Below are 17,478 nucleotides of genomic sequence, written 5' to 3' on the forward strand. Positions count from 1 at the left end.
CATTTATTGAGTAGAACTACTCCATGAAATAACGGGAACTTACACGATGGATCAAAATCGAAATATTGTTTTATTTGGTACGATTATTGCGCAGTTTGGATTAGGTTCTATTTATACTTGGAGTTTATTTAACTCGCAATTAGCAGAGTTTGAACATGCTGCATTGCCCAATATTACGCTAACTTTTTCAATTATAAGTTTTGCGCTTGCTTTTTCGACATTATTTTCAGGAAAATTGCAAGAATATTTGGGGATAAAAAAAGTCGTTATCCTTTGTGCAATAGGTTTAGGTCTTGGGTTAGTTTTCATTCCGAAAACACACTCTCTTATTATGCTTTATATCTGCGGAATTATTGTTGGTGCTTCCGATGGTATCGCTTACATGCTTACACTCTCTAACTGCATGAAATGGTTTCCAGATAAGAAGGGGGTGATTTCGGGTATTTCAGTTGGTGCATACGGTCTTGGTTCATTAGGGTTCAAATACATCAATGTTGCCCTACTCAAGTCTGTTGGACTCGAAGCATCTTTTATGTATTGGGGAATCTTAACCTTTGCCCTTGTGTTTATCGGGGCACTCCTACTAAAAGATGCAGTCGTTAAAACCACTGCAACACGTAACAATCAAGGACAAATCAAAGAGTTTACCCCTAAACAACTCTTTTCAAGTCCACAAGCTTACTTATTATTTATTTGCTTTTTAGCATCATGTTTAAGTGGTTTATATGTCATTGGTATTGCGAAAAATATTGGAGTAGAATTTGCACATGTATCTCTAGAAGATGCAGCTAATGCGGTGGCTATCATTGCTATTTTTAACACCTTAGGTCGGTTTATCTTCGGATGGCTATCAGAAAAAATCGAACGTACAAAGGTGTCTGCATTAGGATTTGTAATTATCGCTATTTCAGTCAGTATCATTTTATTCGTGCCATTGAATTATAGTTTATTTTTATTATCTGTAGGCGGAATTGCTTTCTCATTTGGTGGCAATTTACCAGTATTCCCTGCTATCGTTGGTGAATATTTTGGCCTACAAAACCATACCAAAAACTATGGCATTATCTATCAAGGTTTTGGTATTGGTGGATTACTTGGCGGAGCTATTGCGAGTATCATGGGAAGCTTCACAGCAACTTTCTATTTAATCCTCGTATTCTCAATTATTGCGGCAATTATCATGTTGTCCTTAAAATCTCCGCAGAATCCATAAGCAATTTTATTTTAAAAATTTTTTTAAAATTTATTTTTTAATTCGTTATAGGAGAAGAATATGTCTCAACTAACCGAACAACAAATTGAAGCCTGGAGAGGCTTTAAAGGTGGTGATTGGCAAAAAGAAGTTAACGTTCGTGACTTCATCCAAAAAAACTATACCCCTTATGAAGGTGATGAAAGTTTCTTAGCAGACGCAACTGAAGCGACTACTAAGCTTTGGAACGAAGTAATGGAAAAAATTAAGGTTGAAAACCAAACTCACGAACCTTATGACATTGATCCAAATACTCCGTCAACTATCACTTCTCATAAAGCAGGTTACATTGACCAAGCACTTGAACAAATCGTTGGTCTTCAAACTGATGCACCATTAAAACGTGCAATCATGCCATTCGGTGGTATCCGTATGGTTAAAGGTTCTTGCGAAGTTTATGGTCGTGAATTAGATCCTGAAATTGAGCATATCTTTACTGACTATCGTAAAACCCACAACCAAGGCGTATTTGATGTTTACACCCCAGACATCTTACGTTGCCGTAAATCAGGCGTAATCACTGGTCTTCCAGATGCTTACGGTCGTGGTCGTATCATTGGTGACTACCGTCGTATTGCTCTATACGGTATCGACTACTTAATGAAAGACAAATTTGCGCAATTCAAATCTTTACAAAGCAAATTAGAAGCTGGCGAAGATTTACAAATGACTATTCAATTGCGTGAAGAAATCGCAGAACAACATCGTGCATTAGGACAAATGAAAGAAATGGCAGCATCTTACGGTTGCGATATTTCTGGTCCTGCACAAAACGCAAAAGAAGCAATCCAATGGACTTACTTCGGTTACTTAGCAGCTGTTAAATCACAAAACGGTGCTGCAATGTCTTTCGGCCGTACTTCTACTTTCTTAGACATCTACATTGAACGTGATTTACGTGAAGGCACATTAACAGAAAAAGAAGCTCAAGAATTAATGGATCACTTAGTAATGAAACTCCGTATGGTTCGTTTCTTACGTACTCCAGAATACGATCAATTATTCTCAGGCGACCCAATCTGGGCAACTGAAAGTCTTGGTGGTATGGGCTTAGACGGACGTACTTTAGTAACTAAAAATACATTCCGTATGTTAAATACCCTTTACACCATGGGTCCATCTCCAGAACCAAACTTAACTATCCTTTGGTCTGAAAAATTACCAGAAGCATTCAAACGTTTCTGTGCGAAAGTTTCTATTGACACTTCATCAGTTCAATACGAAAACGATGACTTAATGCGTCCAGACTTCAACAGCGATGACTACGCAATTGCTTGTTGTGTAAGCCCAATGGTTGTTGGTAAACAAATGCAATTCTTCGGTGCGCGCGCAAACTTAGCGAAAACTATGCTTTACGCAATCAACGGTGGTCGCGATGAAAAATCTGGTGCACAAATCGGTCCTAAATCTGAACCTATCTTAGATGAAGTTTTAGATTACGATAAAGTAATGGCACGTATGGATGAATTCATGGATTGGTTAGCAACTCAATATGTAACTGCGCTAAACTGCATCCACTTCATGCACGATAAATATGCTTATGAAGCAGCATTAATGGCATTACACGATCGCGATGTATTCCGTACAATGGCTTGCGGTATCGCAGGACTTTCTGTTGCAGCTGACTCACTTTCTGCAATCAAATACGCAAAAGTTAAACCAGTTCGTGGCGACATCAAAGACAAAGACGGTAATGTCGTTGCTGAAAACATGGCATTAGACTTCGAAATCGAAGGCGAATATCCACAATTCGGTAACAATGACCCACGTGTTGACGAAATCGCTTGCGACTTAGTTGAACGTTTCATGAAAAAAATTCAAAAACACCCAACTTACCGCAATGCAGTGCCAACTCAATCTGTATTAACCATCACTTCTAACGTAGTGTACGGTAAAAAAACAGGTAACACCCCAGATGGTCGTCAAGCTGGTGCACCATTCGGTCCAGGTGCTAACCCAATGCACGGTCGTGACCAAAAAGGTGCGGTAGCGTCATTAACTTCTGTGGCTAAACTTCCATTTGCTTACGCGAAAGATGGTATTTCTTATACTTTCTCTATCGTTCCAAATGCGTTAGGTAAAGACATCGAAGCACAAAAACGCAACCTTGCGGGCTTAATGGATGGTTACTTCCACCACGAAGCAACAATCGAAGGTGGTCAACACTTGAACGTTAACGTATTAAACCGTGAAACTTTATTAGACGCGGTTGAACACCCTGAAAAATATCCACAATTAACTATTCGTGTTTCAGGTTACGCAGTACGTTTCAACTCATTAACCCCTGAACAACAACGCGACGTTATCACTCGTACTTTCACTGAAAGCCTATAATTGATAACTCACGTTTAATAAAAAACCCTCGTGCAAACGGGGGTTTTTGTTTTTTTTAAATAAAAAATCACGCCTCGATTTTCGGAAATTTTTATGACTTTTATTAAAAAACACATAAATTTAAACGAAAATGGGGGCGTGATTTTATAAAAACGGAAAATAATTCTTTATAAGTAATTTATTAGCCTCCGTTAGCTTCTATATAAGCATTTCTTTGTAAAATACTTTCTCTTTCTTCTATTTTTTCTTGATCTTCTCTATTGTAATCCTGAACCTTCTCATAAATTACTGGCTTACATTTACTATCATAAATAGTAATATCATCCCCATTGATACTTCCTATTTTATCTCCACCACGAGTAAAGTAATCTCCCATAGTAATAAACTTATCTTTTACCAATTTAACCCCAGTTCTCTTTCTTATAGAACCACAGTGCATATTTTCAATAAAAAGAAATTCTTTATCATCTTGATATCGTCCTTCATTTAATACATCAAGTATTTGTTTCGGGTTATCTGAATTTACATATTTTCCCGCAATATTAGTATTATCATGGCATGCGGTTAATACCGCAGTGGCTAAAATTGGTGTGGTGATGGTTAAGCCTTTTAAAAGATGTTTGAAGTGCATTTTTTCTTCCTATCGTGTTGTTTTCATTTCTCAGCGGATAACCGCTGAGCCTTTGCTTAAAGCTTACGGATTGTACAAAAAAAAACAAAATAGCTATTTTTTATTAACAGGTCGAACCGCTATTGATTTTGTATGAATTCTGAACTTTTATTACGAATGAGCAGCCTGAATAAACCTTTAAAGCGTTTTGGAAATAAAATTGAGACAGGATAGGAAAATTTAAGCACAAAAAATCACGCCCCGAAAATCGTAAAAATTTTTACGAAAATTGGGGCGTGATTCGTTATTTTGACAAATAACCTAATTACTTCGCGGCTGCCATATCTGCATCAGGATTTTGCATATATTTGAAAAAATCACCTTTTTGTGGGTTCACCACCATCAAGTTATTGTGATTTTTGAAGGCTTGTTGGTAAGCCTGCATGCTACGGATAAAGCTAAAGTAATCTGGATATTTACTAAAAGCATCGGTGTAAAGTTTAGCTGCTTGAGCATCCCCTTCCCCACGCAATTCAAGTGCGGTTTTATTTGCTTGAGCAAGAATTACGGTTACTTTACGATCCACATCAGCTTGAATAAATGCCGCCTTTTCTTTACCTTCACTGCGGTGTTCACGTGCCACTGCGTCACGTTCTGCACGCATGCGTTGGTAAATTGATGCCGATACTTCGTCTGGTAAATTAATTTGTTTAACACGAACATCAATCACTTGGATACCTAAATCAGATGTACTATCTGGTCCAGTATTTAAGGCTTTTTTCGCATCTGCCATTAATTCACCACGTGTGCCTGAAACGATATCTTGAATCGTACGAGAACCGATTTCAGAACGTAGGCGATCATTCACTTTACGGCGTAATAAATTTGATGCTTGATTATAATCGCCACCACCTGTTGCGGTATAGAAACGACCAAAATTGCTAATACGCCATTTTACATAAGAATCAACCAGCAGATCCTTTTTCTCAACTGTCACGAAGCGGTCTGCCGTATCGCCTAAAGTTTGAATACGTGCATCTAAGATCTTCATTTGATCAATAAACGGAAGTTTAAAATGTAATCCTGGTTGATAAACTTCAACTTGGTTTTCTGCATTACGCTGAACTTTACCGAAACGTACCATGATTCCACGCGTACCTTCCTGTACTTCTACGACACTCGAATAAAGTAGGATTAATACTAAGACAATCAAGCTAGGTACTAATTTACGCATTAGTTAAATCTCCCTTTTCTATCTGAATAGATATTAAATGTCCCATCAGAATCCGATGTAGTAACGACTTTTTTCTCCAAAGCAGGTGTATCTGCATGCGTCACCACAACAGATTTTTGTTCTGCTTTTTTAGGTGCAGTTTTCATGGTTTCCATCAGTTTATTTAACGGTAATATATTTAACGCATTACTATTATCCATCACAACTTTTGGTGTTTCCGCCATAATTTTTTCCATGGTTTGGAGATAAATACGTTCACGTAAAAGTTTTGGATTTGCTAAATATTCTGGCAATAGACGTTGATAACGCTCTACTTCACCTTGTGCATTTAAGACAACCTGTTCTTTATATGCATTTGCGCTTTGGACGATTTGTTGCGCTTCACCACGTGCAATTGGTGCTTTCGCACGGGCATAAGCCTCTGCCTCGCGGATATAACGTTGTTCGTCTTCTTGTGCTTTGATCGCGTCATCAAACGCAGCTTTCACTTCTTCAGGTGGACGTGCTGACTGGAAGTTCACGTCTAAAATCTCAAGCCCCATATTGTAAGGTTTAATGATTTGTTCAATCGCTTTCCAAGTTTTTTCACGTACAACGCTACGACCTGTTGTTAAAATTTCGTCCATATTCATGTTACCGATCACATAACGTAATGCACTATCTGTCGCTTGCATTAGGCTTTCATTTGGATTGGTCACACTAAAGAGATATTTAGCTGGATCTTCAACTCGATATTGGACAGTCATTGCGACTTTAACCATATTTTCATCTTGCGTAAGCATTGAGCCTGATGTATGTAGTTCTTTTACTTGCTCAACATTAACCGGAATAACACGGTCAATAAAAGTTGGTTTCCAGTTTAATCCTGGTTGAACTACTCCATCTAATTTACCAAATTGTAAAACAACCCCGCGGTCAGCCTCTTTAATTGTATAAAAACCGCTTGCACCCCAAATTCCTACCGCAACCACAATCGCTGCGGGAATAATTTTTTTCCAATTCAATGGGGACGCATTAGATGAGCGTGGTGTTTTATTGCCTCGTCCGCCACTACCTAATTTTTTTAGTAGATTATTGAACATTTCTTCTAAATCGGGAGGCGATTGTTCTTGATTACCTTGTCCATTCTGCTGTGGGCGTTGGTTACCATTCGGTTTTTGTTCACCTGGCTTGCTCCACGGATCCTGGTCTGAATTGTTCATTGACATTCACTGTTCTCCATTGATACAAAGTCAAAAAATTGAACACTAGTCTAAACAAAATGTACGATTAAGTCTATCAAATCCGTTTAAAAATCAACGATAACTCTAACACTTTTCACCGATTGTTCTTATTAGAAAAGACCACAGTTTTTTGCTAGAATTTGTGGATATTTTGGTATTTATTTAAAGGATAAACTTGTGGCATTAATTAATTTACATCAAGGCGAATTAAGCTTTGGTGATCACCCTCTCCTTGATAAAAGTGATTTATTCGTTGAACCAGGGGAACGGGTTTGTTTAGTCGGACGTAACGGTGCGGGAAAATCAACGTTGTTAAAAGTATTAGGTGGCGAAATTCAACTAGACGATGGGCAACTTATTTTTGAACAAGACTTAGTAATTTCACGCTTAGAACAAGACCCGCCACGCAATGCTGAAGGTACATTGTTTGACTATGTCGCTGAGGGTATCGGACATTTAGCCAATCTCTTAAAAAAACATCATCATATTGTCCAACAATTAGCAACCGATGCTTCTGATTCCGTATTAAAAGCATTAGAACAGGTTCAAGCTGAGATCGATCACGCTAATGGTTGGCAATTTGAACAAAAAATTAACGAAATTTTACAAAAACTCGGACTCAATGCCGATACAGAATTAAAATCACTTTCAGGTGGTTGGTTACGTAAAGCTGCATTAGCGCGTGCTTTAGTTAGCTCGCCAGATGTTCTGCTTTTAGATGAACCGACTAACCATTTGGATGTTGAAACTATCGAATGGCTTGAAAATTTACTGATGGATTTTACAGGCAGTATCGTTTTCATTTCCCATGACCGAGCTTTCATTCGTAAAATGGCAACCCGCATTGTCGATTTAGATCGCGGTAAACTCCAATCTTATGATGAAGATTATGATAGTTATCTTCTAACCAAAGCCGATGATTTACGTGTCGAAGCACAGCAAAATGCCCTTTTTGATAAAAAATTAGCCCAAGAAGAAGCATGGATCCGCCAAGGCATTAAAGCACGTCGTACTCGTAATGAAGGGCGTGTGCGTGCATTGAAAGCCTTACGTGAAGAACGTCGCCAACGCCGTGATGTTCAGGGGAACGTAAAAATCCAATTAGATAACGCGAGCCGTAGCGGTAAGATCGTCTTTGATGTAGAAAATCTTTGTTACGAAATTAATGGTAAAACCTTAATCAAAGATTTTACTGCCCGTATTATGCGAGGCGATAAAATCGCCTTTATCGGTCCAAATGGTTGCGGTAAAACAACCTTGATTAAATTGCTGCTTGGTGAAATCCAACCCACAAGCGGAAGCGTACATTGTGGAACAAAACTCGATGTTGCGTACTTCGATCAATACCGTGCGAGCCTTGATCCTGAAAAAACGGTAATGGATAATGTGGCAGATGGTAAGCAAGATGTTGAAATCAATGGGGTAAAACGTCACGTTCTTGGTTATCTTCAAGACTTCCTATTCCCTCCTAAACGTGCGATGACGCCTGTTAAAGCACTATCTGGTGGTGAACGTAATCGTTTATTATTGGCAAAAATTTTACTCAAACCGAACAATTTACTTATTCTCGATGAACCAACCAATGATTTAGACGTAGAAACTTTAGAATTACTTGAAGAATTATTAAGCGATTATCCTGGTACTCTTTTAATTGTAAGCCACGACCGTCAATTTATTGATAATACGGCAACCGAGTGCTTTATTTTTGAAGGGCAAGGCGAAATCAATAAATACGTGGGCGGGTTCTTTGATGCAAAACAGCAACAAGCAAATGTTGCTACATTAAAAGCAGCAGAAGTTGCCAAAAATACTAAAGTGAATGAACCCCAAGAAGATAATGCCAAAGTCGGAAAAGTAAAATCTACGCAAAAAGTTAAATTGAGTTATAACGAACAACGTGAGTTAGAAAAACTTCCACAATTATTAGAAGACCTTGAAGAAAAAATTACTACTCTTCAAGCTGAAATGGCTGATCCTGCCTTTTTCCAACAAGATCATACCGTAACGGATAAAAAACTTGCTGAGTTAAGCGAAGCTGAGGCAGCTCTGGAAAATGCTTTCATACGTTGGGAAGAACTCGAAGAAAAACGTAGTTTCACCCAGTAATAATACGAAAGAAAAAAGGTATTCATAACGAATACCTTTTTATTTCTATCGTTCTTTTAATTCTTTTAGTTCAGTACCTAAAAAAACACGTGTGCTTACTCGAAGACAAACCGTACCAGCTAACCATGCAATCTGTGAAAAACTAGGATGCATAATAGATACTAGCGCAAAAGAACAAATTAAAAATTCAAGTCCAAATAAAAAATATTGGCCAATTGCAAAACGTAGCACTAGCATTTTATGCCAATCAAAAACAACTCCTTTCGCACGCTCCATCAGAAACCAAATTAATTCACGTATCAATCCATATATCATGACTACTACACACATTAGTTGCAGGAGGTCACTGATAATTTTGATAACCGTATGAACCATATTTTATTCCGATACCGTATCTTTAGGCGAATGTACTCCCAAATGAACTTTACGAGCGCTTTCAATTTCTTTATTTAAGAAAAAAGAAATAACCGTACGGATAACGACAATCGCACCTAATACAATTAAATCACGATAAGATGGGTTTAAAATCGTTTCTAAAATATCCGCACAAATCAGAATTTCTAAACTTAACAAAATATATGTCCCTAAATTAGTTTTAGCGACCATCAGATGTTCCACTGCTTCAGCACGGATTTTTGCTGTAAATTCAATACGGATAAATTTTTGGCTTACTAAAATAACACCCCAAAGCAGTACAATAATAGATACAACATCAATAGCATAAATACATAGATTTAAAACAAACTTAAAATTTTCATCAATCATAATTTAGCCTTCTTCACTTATAAAACTCTATCCCTTCCAAATTATATCTATTTACAAGCAAAATAATAGTCTATTTTACAACCATGTTTTAATAAAAAAGGATATCATCTGATACCCTTTTCTGATTTTAAATCTATAAAAAAATTATTCTTTTAATAACCATTCACTGACTTGAGTTAATGATTGATATGCTGTCATATCTGGCTGAATTGGAGTAATGGAGACAAATCCATTTTCAACGGCACAAAAATCTGTTCCATCTTCACAATCTTTCGGCTCACCTGGTGCGCCAATCCAATATACTTTATCACCACGTGGATCTTCCGTCGCAATAATCTGAGCGGCTGAAGAGCGAGCCCCTAAGCGACATACTTTAATTCCTTTAATTTGATCGCGTGGTAAATCAGGCACATTAATATTTAGAATTTCTTGCGGTTTTAGCACATCTTTTGGGGCTTTTTGTAAAAGTTCCGCCACAATCTGTGCAGCCGTAGCATAATGTTTATCACCAACTAATGATACCGCAATTGCTGGTAATCCAAGATGACGACCTTCCAACGCTGCGGCAACAGTACCCGAATAAAGTACATCATCACCTAAATTTGCACCGTGATTAATCCCTGATACCACCACATCTACTTTTTCAGTTAAAAAGCCGTTTAGAGCTAAATGGACACAATCTGCTGGCGTCCCATTTAAACAATAATCATCATTACCCATATTTTGCGGACGTAATGGATTGGTAAGTGTTAATGAACCTGAGGCTGCACTACGGTTGCGATCTGGCGCAAAAATAGTGACTTTAGCAAATTTACGTAATTCTTTTGCTAAAGTTTGAATACCTTCAGCACGAATACCATCATCATTAGACAGTAAAATATGTAATTTATTATTCATCTATCGTTCCTCTTGTGCATGGATGAGTTCACGCACTAAAGCCGTCGCATAACTTCCTGCGGGCAGATAAAATTTAAGACGTAAACCTTCTGTTTCAAATTGCCAGGTAAAATCTTCAGGTTTCATTAAAATTGCTCGGCGAGCTGCTTTCATTCTTTCTTTTTGCATAAGCGCTAAGAAGTCAGCATTTTCTGCAATAATTTCTTGTTCGAATTCACTTCCCTTATTATCACTTTCACCGATAAGTGGCGCAGTAATAAGTAAGTCACCTTCATTCACTCGTTGTTGTAGCTGTGCTAAATCTTGTGTTTCATCAGCAACAAACCAACTATGCGTACCCGCCAATTGTAGAACATCACCTAAACAAACTGTCTGTGCTAAACCTTTTTCAATACGTTTTGCCACAATCAGGTTGAAGATATAGCTACGTGCTGCCGAAAGATAGAAACCTTGTTTTTTACGATCTTTGACTTTAATTTCACCTTGCGCCCAACGCAACGCTTGTGCCAGGTTGTTATCATCTTGACCGAAACGCTGCTCACCAAAATAATTAGGGAATCCGTGCGTTTTTATTGCATTTAGACGTGAAACTAATTCTTCCGTTTCTTTTACATCACGCAATAATAATTCAAACTCATTACCTTCCAGGCTACCGACACGTATTTTTCGGTTATGGCGTGTTACGGTAAGTATTTCTACGCCATCCAGTTCAAATTGGCTAAAATCAGGTGTAGGTTTTCCTGGCATTTGGAGGCAAAACCATTGTTCTGTCACTGCGTGGCGATCTTTTAAGCCCGCATATCCCATATTTTTTACAGAAACTTCAGCAAATTTTGCCAGTTTTTCTCCAACAAAAAGTGTATTCGCACCATTTTTACGGACATATAAAGCGACAAATTCACCATCGCCTGACATTTCATAGCCAAGTCTTTCACGTACAATAAAATCTTTATTTTCCGCTTTTAACCGTCCTGTTTGTTCAGGAACGTCATTTAAATATGTTAATTCCATTTATGTTTAAATCTCTTTTAATAATAAGGCAACTGCCTCACATGCGATGCCTTCTCCACGACCTGTAAAACCTAATTTTTCAGTCGTAGTTGCTTTTACATTTACTTGATCGACTTCGCAATTAAGATCATTTGCAATATTAAAGCGCATTTCATCAATATAAGGTCGCATTTTTGGTGCTTCAGCAATAATCGTAATATCAACATTGCCAATTTTATAGCCCAAACCTGTTAGCGTTTTAAATGTTTCTTTTAATAAAGCACGGCTACTAATCCCTTTATATTTATCGTCCGTATCTGGGAAAAGTTTACCAATATCACCTAATGCAGCTGCGCCAATTAATGCGTCAATAAGTGCATGTAATGCGACATCACCATCGCTATGGGCAATCAATCCTTTTGAAAATGGAATTTGAACCCCTCCCAATGTGACAAATGTACCTTCACCAAATTTATGTACATCGAAACCGTGACCAATTCTAAACATGATTATTTCTCCTGTTGTTGAGAAAGATAAAACTCAGCTAATTCCAAATCTTCTGGATAAGTGATTTTCAGATTTGTTTTGCTACCCTCTACAAGTTCGGGATTAAACCCAGCTAATTCCATTGCACTTGCTTCGTCAGTAATATTTTTTCCTTCATGTAAGGCTTGTTCTAACGCCGTGGTCAATGTAGATGCAGGAAAAAATTGCGGTGTTTGTGCTTGCCATAACCCTTGGCGATCAACAGTCTCAGAAATTGCATAATTTTCTCCGATTTTTGTGGCGTGTTGTCTTTTTAATGTATCCACAACAGGGACGGCTAGAATAGCACCTTGTTCGTTTTCAATTGCTAATAATCGCAAAATGTCAGCCCAACGAACACAAGGGCGAGCTGCGTCGTGTACTAATACCCATTTATTCTCTGGATTATCAATCGCTTTTAAGCCATTAAGTACGCTTTCAGCACGGGTTTCACCACCAATTACCCACTGAATTTTAGGATGAAAAAAACAGCCCAAGCCTTTTATATTTTCATCATCTGAAGCAACGGCGATAATCACTTTACCAATTTCTGGTTTATCTAAAAAAACTTCGATACTGCGTTCTAAAATTGTTTTCCCATTTAATTGCAAATATTGTTTTGCTATGCCTTTTCCCATACGAGCGCCAACGCCTGCAGCTGGGATTAAAGCAATAATTTCTTTATTATTTTTCATCTTTATGATTTATCTTTTACGATACGATAGAACGTTTCATCAGGCTTGACCATGCCATAATCTTCTCGAGCTTGCTCTTCTATGGCATCCGTGCCTTCTTTTAAGTCACGAATTTGTGCAAACATTTGATTATTGCGTGCCGTTTTTTTTGCATTTTCTTGTTTTAATTGCACCACTTCCTGCTGGTAATGGCGATAATCAGTGAAGCCATTTTTTCCCCACCAAAATTCATACTGAAAGTAGGCTAATAAGCCAAGTAGAATAATAATTAATACACGCATGCAAAATCCTGATTTTATTCCTATCAAATGGAGGTATTCTAGCATAAAAAAATACGGCAAAAAATTTACCGTATTTTATTTGAACTATAATTAGTGTTCACGAGTTTTAAAGAATACTACGTCTGGGTAACGTTCTTGTGTAAGGTTTAAATTTACCATTGTCGGTGCGATATAAGTAAGATTATCGCCACCATCAAGTGCAAGATGTTGTTCATTTTTTCGTTTAAATTCTTCTAATTTCTTCGCATCACTACAATCCACCCAACGAGCTGTTGCTACGTTTACAGGTTCATAAATAGCTTCAACGTTATATTCTGATTTTAAACGTGCTACAACGACATCAAACTGAAGTACACCCACCGCACCCACGATTAAATCGTTATTGATAAGTGGACGGAAAACTTGTACCGCACCTTCTTCTGAAAGTTGTACAAGCCCTTTCAGTAATTGTTTTTGTTTAAGCGGATCACGTAAACGAATACGGCGGAAAAGTTCTGGGGCAAAGTTTGGAATACCCGTAAATTTCAACATTTCACCTTGCGTAAAAGTATCCCCAATCTGGATGGTACCGTGATTGTGTAAACCGATGATATCCCCTGCATACGCTTCATCAGCATGACTACGATCGCCTGCCATGAAAGTTAACGCATCAGAGATAACCACATCTTTACCAATGCGAACATGTTTAAGTTTCATGCCTTTTTCGTATTTACCTGATACTAAACGCATAAAAGCAACGCGGTCACGATGTTTTGGATCCATATTTGCTTGAATTTTAAATACAAATCCTGTGAGTTTTTCTTCGCTTGGCTCAACTAAACGTGTATCCGCTTGGCGTGCTTGTGGTGCTGGTGCCCATGCGGTTAAACCATCTAGGAAATGATCAACACCGAAGTTACCAAGCGCAGTACCAAAGAATACTGGCGTTAATTCACCTTGTAAGAATAATTCTTCATCAAACTCGTTACTTGCACCTTTTACTAATTCTAACTCATCACGTAATTGACTAGCTAAGTCTTCTCCTACTGCTGCATCAAGTTCTGGATTGTCTAATCCTTTGATAACTCGGACTTCTTGAATACAATGTCCTTGTCCAGTTTGGTAAAGATAAGTTTCATCCTTATAAAGATGGTAAACCCCTTTAAATAGTTTTCCACAGCCAATTGGCCAAGTAATCGGCGCACAGTGAATTTTCAATACGTCTTCCACTTCATCCAATAATTCCATTGGATCACGAATATCACGGTCAAGTTTATTCATAAAAGTAAGAATAGGCGTATCACGAAGACGGGTAACTTCCATTAACTTAATGGTTCGCTCTTCAACCCCTTTCGCACTATCAATAACCATCAATGCGCTATCTACGGCGGTCAATGTACGGTAAGTATCCTCAGAGAAGTCCTCATGCCCTGGAGTATCTAAAAGATTTACTAGGCAATCGCCATAAGGGAATTGCATCACGGATGTGGTAATGGAAATTCCACGTTCTTTTTCCATTTCCATCCAGTCAGATTTCGCATGTTGTTGCGAACCTTTTCCTTTTACCGAACCTGCTTTTTGAATTGCTTGTCCGTACAACAATACTTTTTCAGTAATGGTGGTTTTACCCGCATCGGGGTGAGAGATAATCGCAAAGGTGCGACGTTTATTAACTTGTTGAGGATATGTCATAATTGTTTATTTGATTAAACTGATTCTAATTAAAAATAGCAGTTATTTTGCGTTATTTTGATGATTTTTTCAATTTAAAAGCGCCTAAATCTCCATTATTCCTAAATAAATAAGCGGGATTACTCATCATAACCCCACTTATTTGACGTTGTATCACTACGTTATTTCATGCTCATAAACCAATGTTTACATAATCGATAAAGCCCGATACCAAATGCACAACCAAGTAAAAATAAAATGATTTGCAAGGCATAAAAACGCAAAAAGACTCTATCCATTTGTTTTTTCTTCGCTTTCTCTAAAGTGATTTTTTGAATTTCCAAAAAACCTTGAACAGCGTGATCCGAATAGATCGTCGTCACCTCTTTTTGTAAAATCTGCGGGGCATCTGCCTGTTCTGTGGATCTATTTGCTTCGGTTAGTAAATTACCGTTATCACTGTATAATTTAGCATTCACTATATAAGGTTCTTGAACAAGTTCCACCAATTGCTGATGCAATACCTGTGTACTTGCTCCCTGTTTAATCATAAAACCAAGTAGCTCATCTTCTTTTGCTAAATATTTTTGTAAAAAATAGGAAAACTCATTACGTTCAAATTCTAGAGAATGATTTTCCAATGATTTCACACCATAAAAAATTACAACACAGGTACAAAAACAAATAAAAGCAATAAGGAAAAAGAATCCTGTATGAATTAATTTAGTTCGCGTAGTCTGCAATTCTATCCTCTCTCTATTTACATTCGTTTACTTAATTTATCTTTAAATTACAAAAAGTTAGTTAATTTTACGTCAATTTTTCTTAAACTTTCTTCATAGTGTAACAGAAAATATCTTTCTTTTCAGATTCACATTTTAATCAATAAGGATTATTCTAGTCGGATACATAATTTTTATATCCATTGAAGTATGCTAGACTCTCAAGCCAAGTTATAGGTTTAAATACAATATTAAGGAAAAATTATGCCATCTTTTGACATTGTTTCAGAAATCACACTTCATGAAGTGCGTAATGCCGTAGAAAATGCCAATCGTGTATTAAGTACTCGCTATGATTTTCGTGGCGTAGAAGCGAGCATTGAGTTAAACGAAAAAAATGAAACTATCACTATCAGCACAGAATCTGATTTCCAATTAGAACAATTACTTGATATGTTAATCAATGCCTGTGTTAAACGTGATATTCAACGCAATTCTCTTGATATTCCTGAAGAACCAGAACGTAATGGTAAATCTTACAGTAAGACCATTAAACTTAAACAAGGAATCGAAAAAGACGTTGCAAAACAAATTATTAAACTCATTAAAGATAATAAATTAAAAGTTCAACCGCAAATTCAGGGAGAACAAGTTCGAGTAACGGGTAAATCTCGTGATGATCTACAAGCGGCGATCCAACTTGTTAAAACTGCGGATTTTGAACAACCATTCCAATTTACTAATTTCCGAGATTAAAAATTTAAAAAGCGTCTTCTTGTTTTATATGAGAAGGCGTTTTTTATTATCGCAAAATATATTTACTTTCGGGCTGTTATTTTTTTCACTTTGTGACCAATCTCGCAAATTGAATTAAATAGATAAGTTAGATGTGTTTTGACAAATTACAATTTATGTAGCTAAACATGTATTTCATTTAATTTACAGATAAGGAGAAATTTATGAAATCTTTTAAACCACTACTTACAGCTATCTTTGCAGGTTCTGTACTTTTTGCGACTTCAAATGCAATGGCAGCACACCACTCAGATAAATCGAAAGTAGAAAGTGTAAAAACTCACATGACTCAAAAAACATCTCATAAAGAGATGAAACACAAAAAACTTGAAGTGAAAAAAACAATGGATGAAGAAAAATCCACTGTTAAGAAACAAGAAAATAAGGCTAAAAAAACTGAAAAAGCCTCTCAAAAGTTGCTAAAGAAGTCAATATCAACACTGCATCAGCAGCAGAACTTCAAGCAGCTTTAGTTGGCATCGGTGAAAAGAAAGCACAAGCTATCGTTGAATACCGTAAAGAACACGGTAAATTCACCAAAGCAGAACAATTAATGGATGTTAAAGGTATCGGCGAAAGTATTTTTGCAAAAAATAAATCACACATTGATTTATAATTTTTCAAACCGTTAAGAAATTCAATAGAGCGTTTATCAAATATTGATAAGCGCTTTTTTATATTTGTTGCTATAATTTTTGCAAACTAACAATAGTCTAATTGAGGAATTATGAAACAGAAAATTGTTCTTGCTACAAGCAATAAAGGTAAAGTAAAAGAAATGGCCGATGTCTTAGCAGACTTTGGTTTTGAAGTGGTTGCTCAATCTGAACTCGGTATTGAAAGCCCTGAAGAAACAGGATTAACCTTTGTTGAAAATGCACTTTTAAAAGCCCGCTATGCGAGCGAAAAATCAGGATTACCAGCCATTGCGGATGATAGCGGTCTTGTCGTAAAAGCACTAAATAATGCACCAGGCTTATATTCTGCACGTTATGCTGGCGTAGATGATGAAGATCCTGGTTTTCATAACCGTAAAAAACTTTTAGCAGAAATGGCAAACGTGCCTAAAAATGAACGTGAAGCAAAATTTGTAAGCTGTATCGTTATGTTGCAAACCCCAACCGATCCTTCACCGATTATTGCTGAAGGCGAGTGTTATGGCGAAATTACTTTTGAAGAAAAAGGCGAAAATGGTTTTGGATACGATAGCCTCTTTTTCTCACCTGAAAAAAATTGTACCTTTGCTGAATTAGAACCAACTGAGAAAAAACAAATTTCTCATCGTGCGAATGCATTAAAAATTCTTAAACAAAAACTTAAAGTTGCCTAATTTTTTAGATAAATCACATAAATTTTTCCGAATAAAGGGGCGTAATTGGCGGACAATTTTCTAGCCAGT

Annotated in this window: 19 protein-coding genes; 7 read left to right on the forward strand and 12 right to left on the reverse strand. The window is 37.1% G+C overall.

The genetic code is table 11. The features are described from left to right. Nucleotides 1-46 precede the first annotated feature (46 nt). Nucleotides 47-1,213: an L-lactate MFS transporter gene (locus EL259_RS01790; RefSeq protein ID WP_126598451.1), complete on the forward strand. Its 1,167-nt coding sequence runs from the start codon at nt 47-49 to the stop codon at nt 1,211-1,213. Nucleotides 1,214-1,273: 60 nt separating this feature from the next. Beyond that, complete coding sequence (gene pflB / locus EL259_RS01795; protein WP_126598453.1) at nt 1,274-3,586, forward strand: formate C-acetyltransferase; 2,313 nt, start codon at nt 1,274-1,276, stop codon at nt 3,584-3,586. 181 nt (nt 3,587-3,767) lie between these two features. On the opposite strand, the gene EL259_RS01800 is transcribed toward pflB, so the two are convergent. From EL259_RS01800 to hflK, 3 genes are all read right to left on the reverse strand, one after another. Continuing rightward, on the reverse strand, nt 3,768-4,217 hold the full coding sequence (locus tag EL259_RS01800; RefSeq protein WP_126598455.1) for a hypothetical protein: 450 nt from the start codon (nt 4,215-4,217) through the stop codon (nt 3,768-3,770). A 304-nt stretch (nt 4,218-4,521) separates the two neighbouring features. Beyond that, a complete protein-coding gene (hflC, locus tag EL259_RS01805; RefSeq protein WP_126598457.1) occupies nt 4,522-5,430 on the reverse strand; it encodes a protease modulator HflC in 909 nt (302 codons plus the stop codon). Then, nucleotides 5,430-6,638 carry an FtsH protease activity modulator HflK gene (gene hflK / locus EL259_RS01810; RefSeq protein WP_126598459.1) on the reverse strand — a complete coding sequence of 403 codons (1,209 nt, stop codon included), beginning with the start codon at nt 6,636-6,638 and terminating at the stop codon, nt 5,430-5,432. Before hflK ends, hflC begins: the two co-directional genes overlap by 1 nt. A gap of 192 nt (nt 6,639-6,830) precedes the next feature. On the opposite strand from hflK, the gene EL259_RS01815 reads away from it, so the two are divergent. Further along, entirely contained in the window at nt 6,831-8,759 is a 1,929-nt protein-coding gene (locus EL259_RS01815) for an ABC transporter ATP-binding protein (RefSeq protein ID WP_126598461.1), read from the forward strand. A 45-nt stretch (nt 8,760-8,804) separates the two neighbouring features. Here EL259_RS01815 and EL259_RS01820 read toward each other — a convergent pair whose 3' ends face one another. The 9 genes from EL259_RS01820 to EL259_RS01860 form a co-directional block, all read right to left on the reverse strand. Beyond that, a complete protein-coding gene (locus tag EL259_RS01820) occupies nt 8,805-9,134 on the reverse strand; it encodes a DUF1622 domain-containing protein (RefSeq protein ID WP_126598463.1) in 330 nt (109 codons plus the stop codon). 3 nt (nt 9,135-9,137) lie between these two features. Beyond that, the gene (locus EL259_RS01825; RefSeq protein ID WP_126598465.1) at nt 9,138-9,524 is read right to left on the reverse strand and encodes a DUF1622 domain-containing protein; all 387 of its coding nucleotides are present in this window, start codon (nt 9,522-9,524) and stop codon (nt 9,138-9,140) included. A 144-nt stretch (nt 9,525-9,668) separates the two neighbouring features. Then, nucleotides 9,669-10,421, reverse strand: a complete 753-nt coding sequence (gene surE / locus EL259_RS01830) for a 5'/3'-nucleotidase SurE (RefSeq protein WP_126598467.1) — start codon at nt 10,419-10,421, stop codon at nt 9,669-9,671. Further along, complete coding sequence (gene truD, locus EL259_RS01835; RefSeq protein ID WP_126598469.1) at nt 10,422-11,432, reverse strand: tRNA pseudouridine(13) synthase TruD; 1,011 nt, start codon at nt 11,430-11,432, stop codon at nt 10,422-10,424. It abuts the gene before it with no gap. A 6-nt stretch (nt 11,433-11,438) separates the two neighbouring features. Next, entirely contained in the window at nt 11,439-11,918 is a 480-nt protein-coding gene (gene ispF, locus EL259_RS01840) for a 2-C-methyl-D-erythritol 2,4-cyclodiphosphate synthase (protein WP_126598471.1), read from the reverse strand. A 2-nt stretch (nt 11,919-11,920) separates the two neighbouring features. Further along, on the reverse strand, nt 11,921-12,631 hold the full coding sequence (gene ispD / locus EL259_RS01845) for a 2-C-methyl-D-erythritol 4-phosphate cytidylyltransferase (protein ID WP_126598473.1): 711 nt from the start codon (nt 12,629-12,631) through the stop codon (nt 11,921-11,923). A gap of 2 nt (nt 12,632-12,633) precedes the next feature. Next, entirely contained in the window at nt 12,634-12,912 is a 279-nt protein-coding gene (gene ftsB / locus EL259_RS01850; RefSeq protein ID WP_126598475.1) for a cell division protein FtsB, read from the reverse strand. A gap of 90 nt (nt 12,913-13,002) precedes the next feature. Then, nucleotides 13,003-14,583: a peptide chain release factor 3 gene (gene prfC / locus EL259_RS01855; protein ID WP_126598477.1), complete on the reverse strand. Its 1,581-nt coding sequence runs from the start codon at nt 14,581-14,583 to the stop codon at nt 13,003-13,005. Between the two features lie 161 nt (nt 14,584-14,744). Next, nucleotides 14,745-15,305, reverse strand: coding sequence for an AhpA/YtjB family protein (locus tag EL259_RS01860; RefSeq protein WP_172594205.1), 561 nt, complete (start codon nt 15,303-15,305; stop codon nt 14,745-14,747). A 243-nt stretch (nt 15,306-15,548) separates the two neighbouring features. On the opposite strand from EL259_RS01860, the gene EL259_RS01865 reads away from it, so the two are divergent. From EL259_RS01865 to rdgB, 4 genes are all read left to right on the forward strand, one after another. Further along, nucleotides 15,549-16,040 carry a YajQ family cyclic di-GMP-binding protein gene (locus tag EL259_RS01865; RefSeq protein WP_126598481.1) on the forward strand — a complete coding sequence of 164 codons (492 nt, stop codon included), beginning with the start codon at nt 15,549-15,551 and terminating at the stop codon, nt 16,038-16,040. Nucleotides 16,041-16,243: 203 nt separating this feature from the next. Next, nucleotides 16,244-16,552 (forward strand): hypothetical protein, encoded by a 309-nt coding sequence (locus EL259_RS01870; protein ID WP_126598483.1) that lies wholly within the window; start codon nt 16,244-16,246, stop codon nt 16,550-16,552. Then, complete coding sequence (locus EL259_RS01875) at nt 16,513-16,695, forward strand: ComEA family DNA-binding protein (RefSeq protein ID WP_126600815.1); 183 nt, start codon at nt 16,513-16,515, stop codon at nt 16,693-16,695. The genes EL259_RS01870 and EL259_RS01875 overlap by 40 nt, the downstream gene beginning before the upstream one ends. A gap of 111 nt (nt 16,696-16,806) precedes the next feature. Further along, the gene (gene rdgB / locus EL259_RS01880) at nt 16,807-17,409 is read left to right on the forward strand and encodes an RdgB/HAM1 family non-canonical purine NTP pyrophosphatase (protein ID WP_126598485.1); all 603 of its coding nucleotides are present in this window, start codon (nt 16,807-16,809) and stop codon (nt 17,407-17,409) included. Nucleotides 17,410-17,478: the final 69 nt, after the last annotated feature.

Origin of the sequence: Actinobacillus delphinicola (genome assembly GCF_900638385.1) — a bacterium.
Classification (GTDB): domain Bacteria; phylum Pseudomonadota; class Gammaproteobacteria; order Enterobacterales; family Pasteurellaceae; genus Actinobacillus_C; species Actinobacillus_C delphinicola.

Excerpts from the sequence above, each read along its gene's own strand:
- hflK (WP_126598459.1), bottom strand. The coding sequence starts at position 6,638 with ATGTCAATGAACAATTCAGACCAGGATCCGTGGAGCAAGCCAGGTGAA.
- pflB (WP_126598453.1), top strand. The coding sequence starts at position 1,274 with ATGTCTCAACTAACCGAACAACAAATTGAAGCCTGGAGAGGCTTTAAA.
- truD (WP_126598469.1), bottom strand. The coding sequence starts at position 11,432 with ATGGAATTAACATATTTAAATGACGTTCCTGAACAAACAGGACGGTTA.
- ftsB (WP_126598475.1), bottom strand. The coding sequence starts at position 12,912 with ATGCGTGTATTAATTATTATTCTACTTGGCTTATTAGCCTACTTTCAG.
- surE (WP_126598467.1), bottom strand. The coding sequence starts at position 10,421 with ATGAATAATAAATTACATATTTTACTGTCTAATGATGATGGTATTCGT.
- EL259_RS01800 (WP_126598455.1), bottom strand. The coding sequence starts at position 4,217 with ATGCACTTCAAACATCTTTTAAAAGGCTTAACCATCACCACACCAATT.
- ispD (WP_126598473.1), bottom strand. The coding sequence starts at position 12,631 with ATGAAAAATAATAAAGAAATTATTGCTTTAATCCCAGCTGCAGGCGTT.
- rdgB (WP_126598485.1), top strand. The coding sequence starts at position 16,807 with ATGAAACAGAAAATTGTTCTTGCTACAAGCAATAAAGGTAAAGTAAAA.
- prfC (WP_126598477.1), bottom strand. The coding sequence starts at position 14,583 with ATGACATATCCTCAACAAGTTAATAAACGTCGCACCTTTGCGATTATC.
- EL259_RS01865 (WP_126598481.1), top strand. The coding sequence starts at position 15,549 with ATGCCATCTTTTGACATTGTTTCAGAAATCACACTTCATGAAGTGCGT.
- EL259_RS01820 (WP_126598463.1), bottom strand. The coding sequence starts at position 9,134 with ATGGTTCATACGGTTATCAAAATTATCAGTGACCTCCTGCAACTAATG.
- EL259_RS01790 (WP_126598451.1), top strand. The coding sequence starts at position 47 with ATGGATCAAAATCGAAATATTGTTTTATTTGGTACGATTATTGCGCAG.
- EL259_RS01870 (WP_126598483.1), top strand. The coding sequence starts at position 16,244 with ATGAAATCTTTTAAACCACTACTTACAGCTATCTTTGCAGGTTCTGTA.
- hflC (WP_126598457.1), bottom strand. The coding sequence starts at position 5,430 with ATGCGTAAATTAGTACCTAGCTTGATTGTCTTAGTATTAATCCTACTT.
- ispF (WP_126598471.1), bottom strand. The coding sequence starts at position 11,918 with ATGTTTAGAATTGGTCACGGTTTCGATGTACATAAATTTGGTGAAGGT.
- EL259_RS01825 (WP_126598465.1), bottom strand. The coding sequence starts at position 9,524 with ATGATTGATGAAAATTTTAAGTTTGTTTTAAATCTATGTATTTATGCT.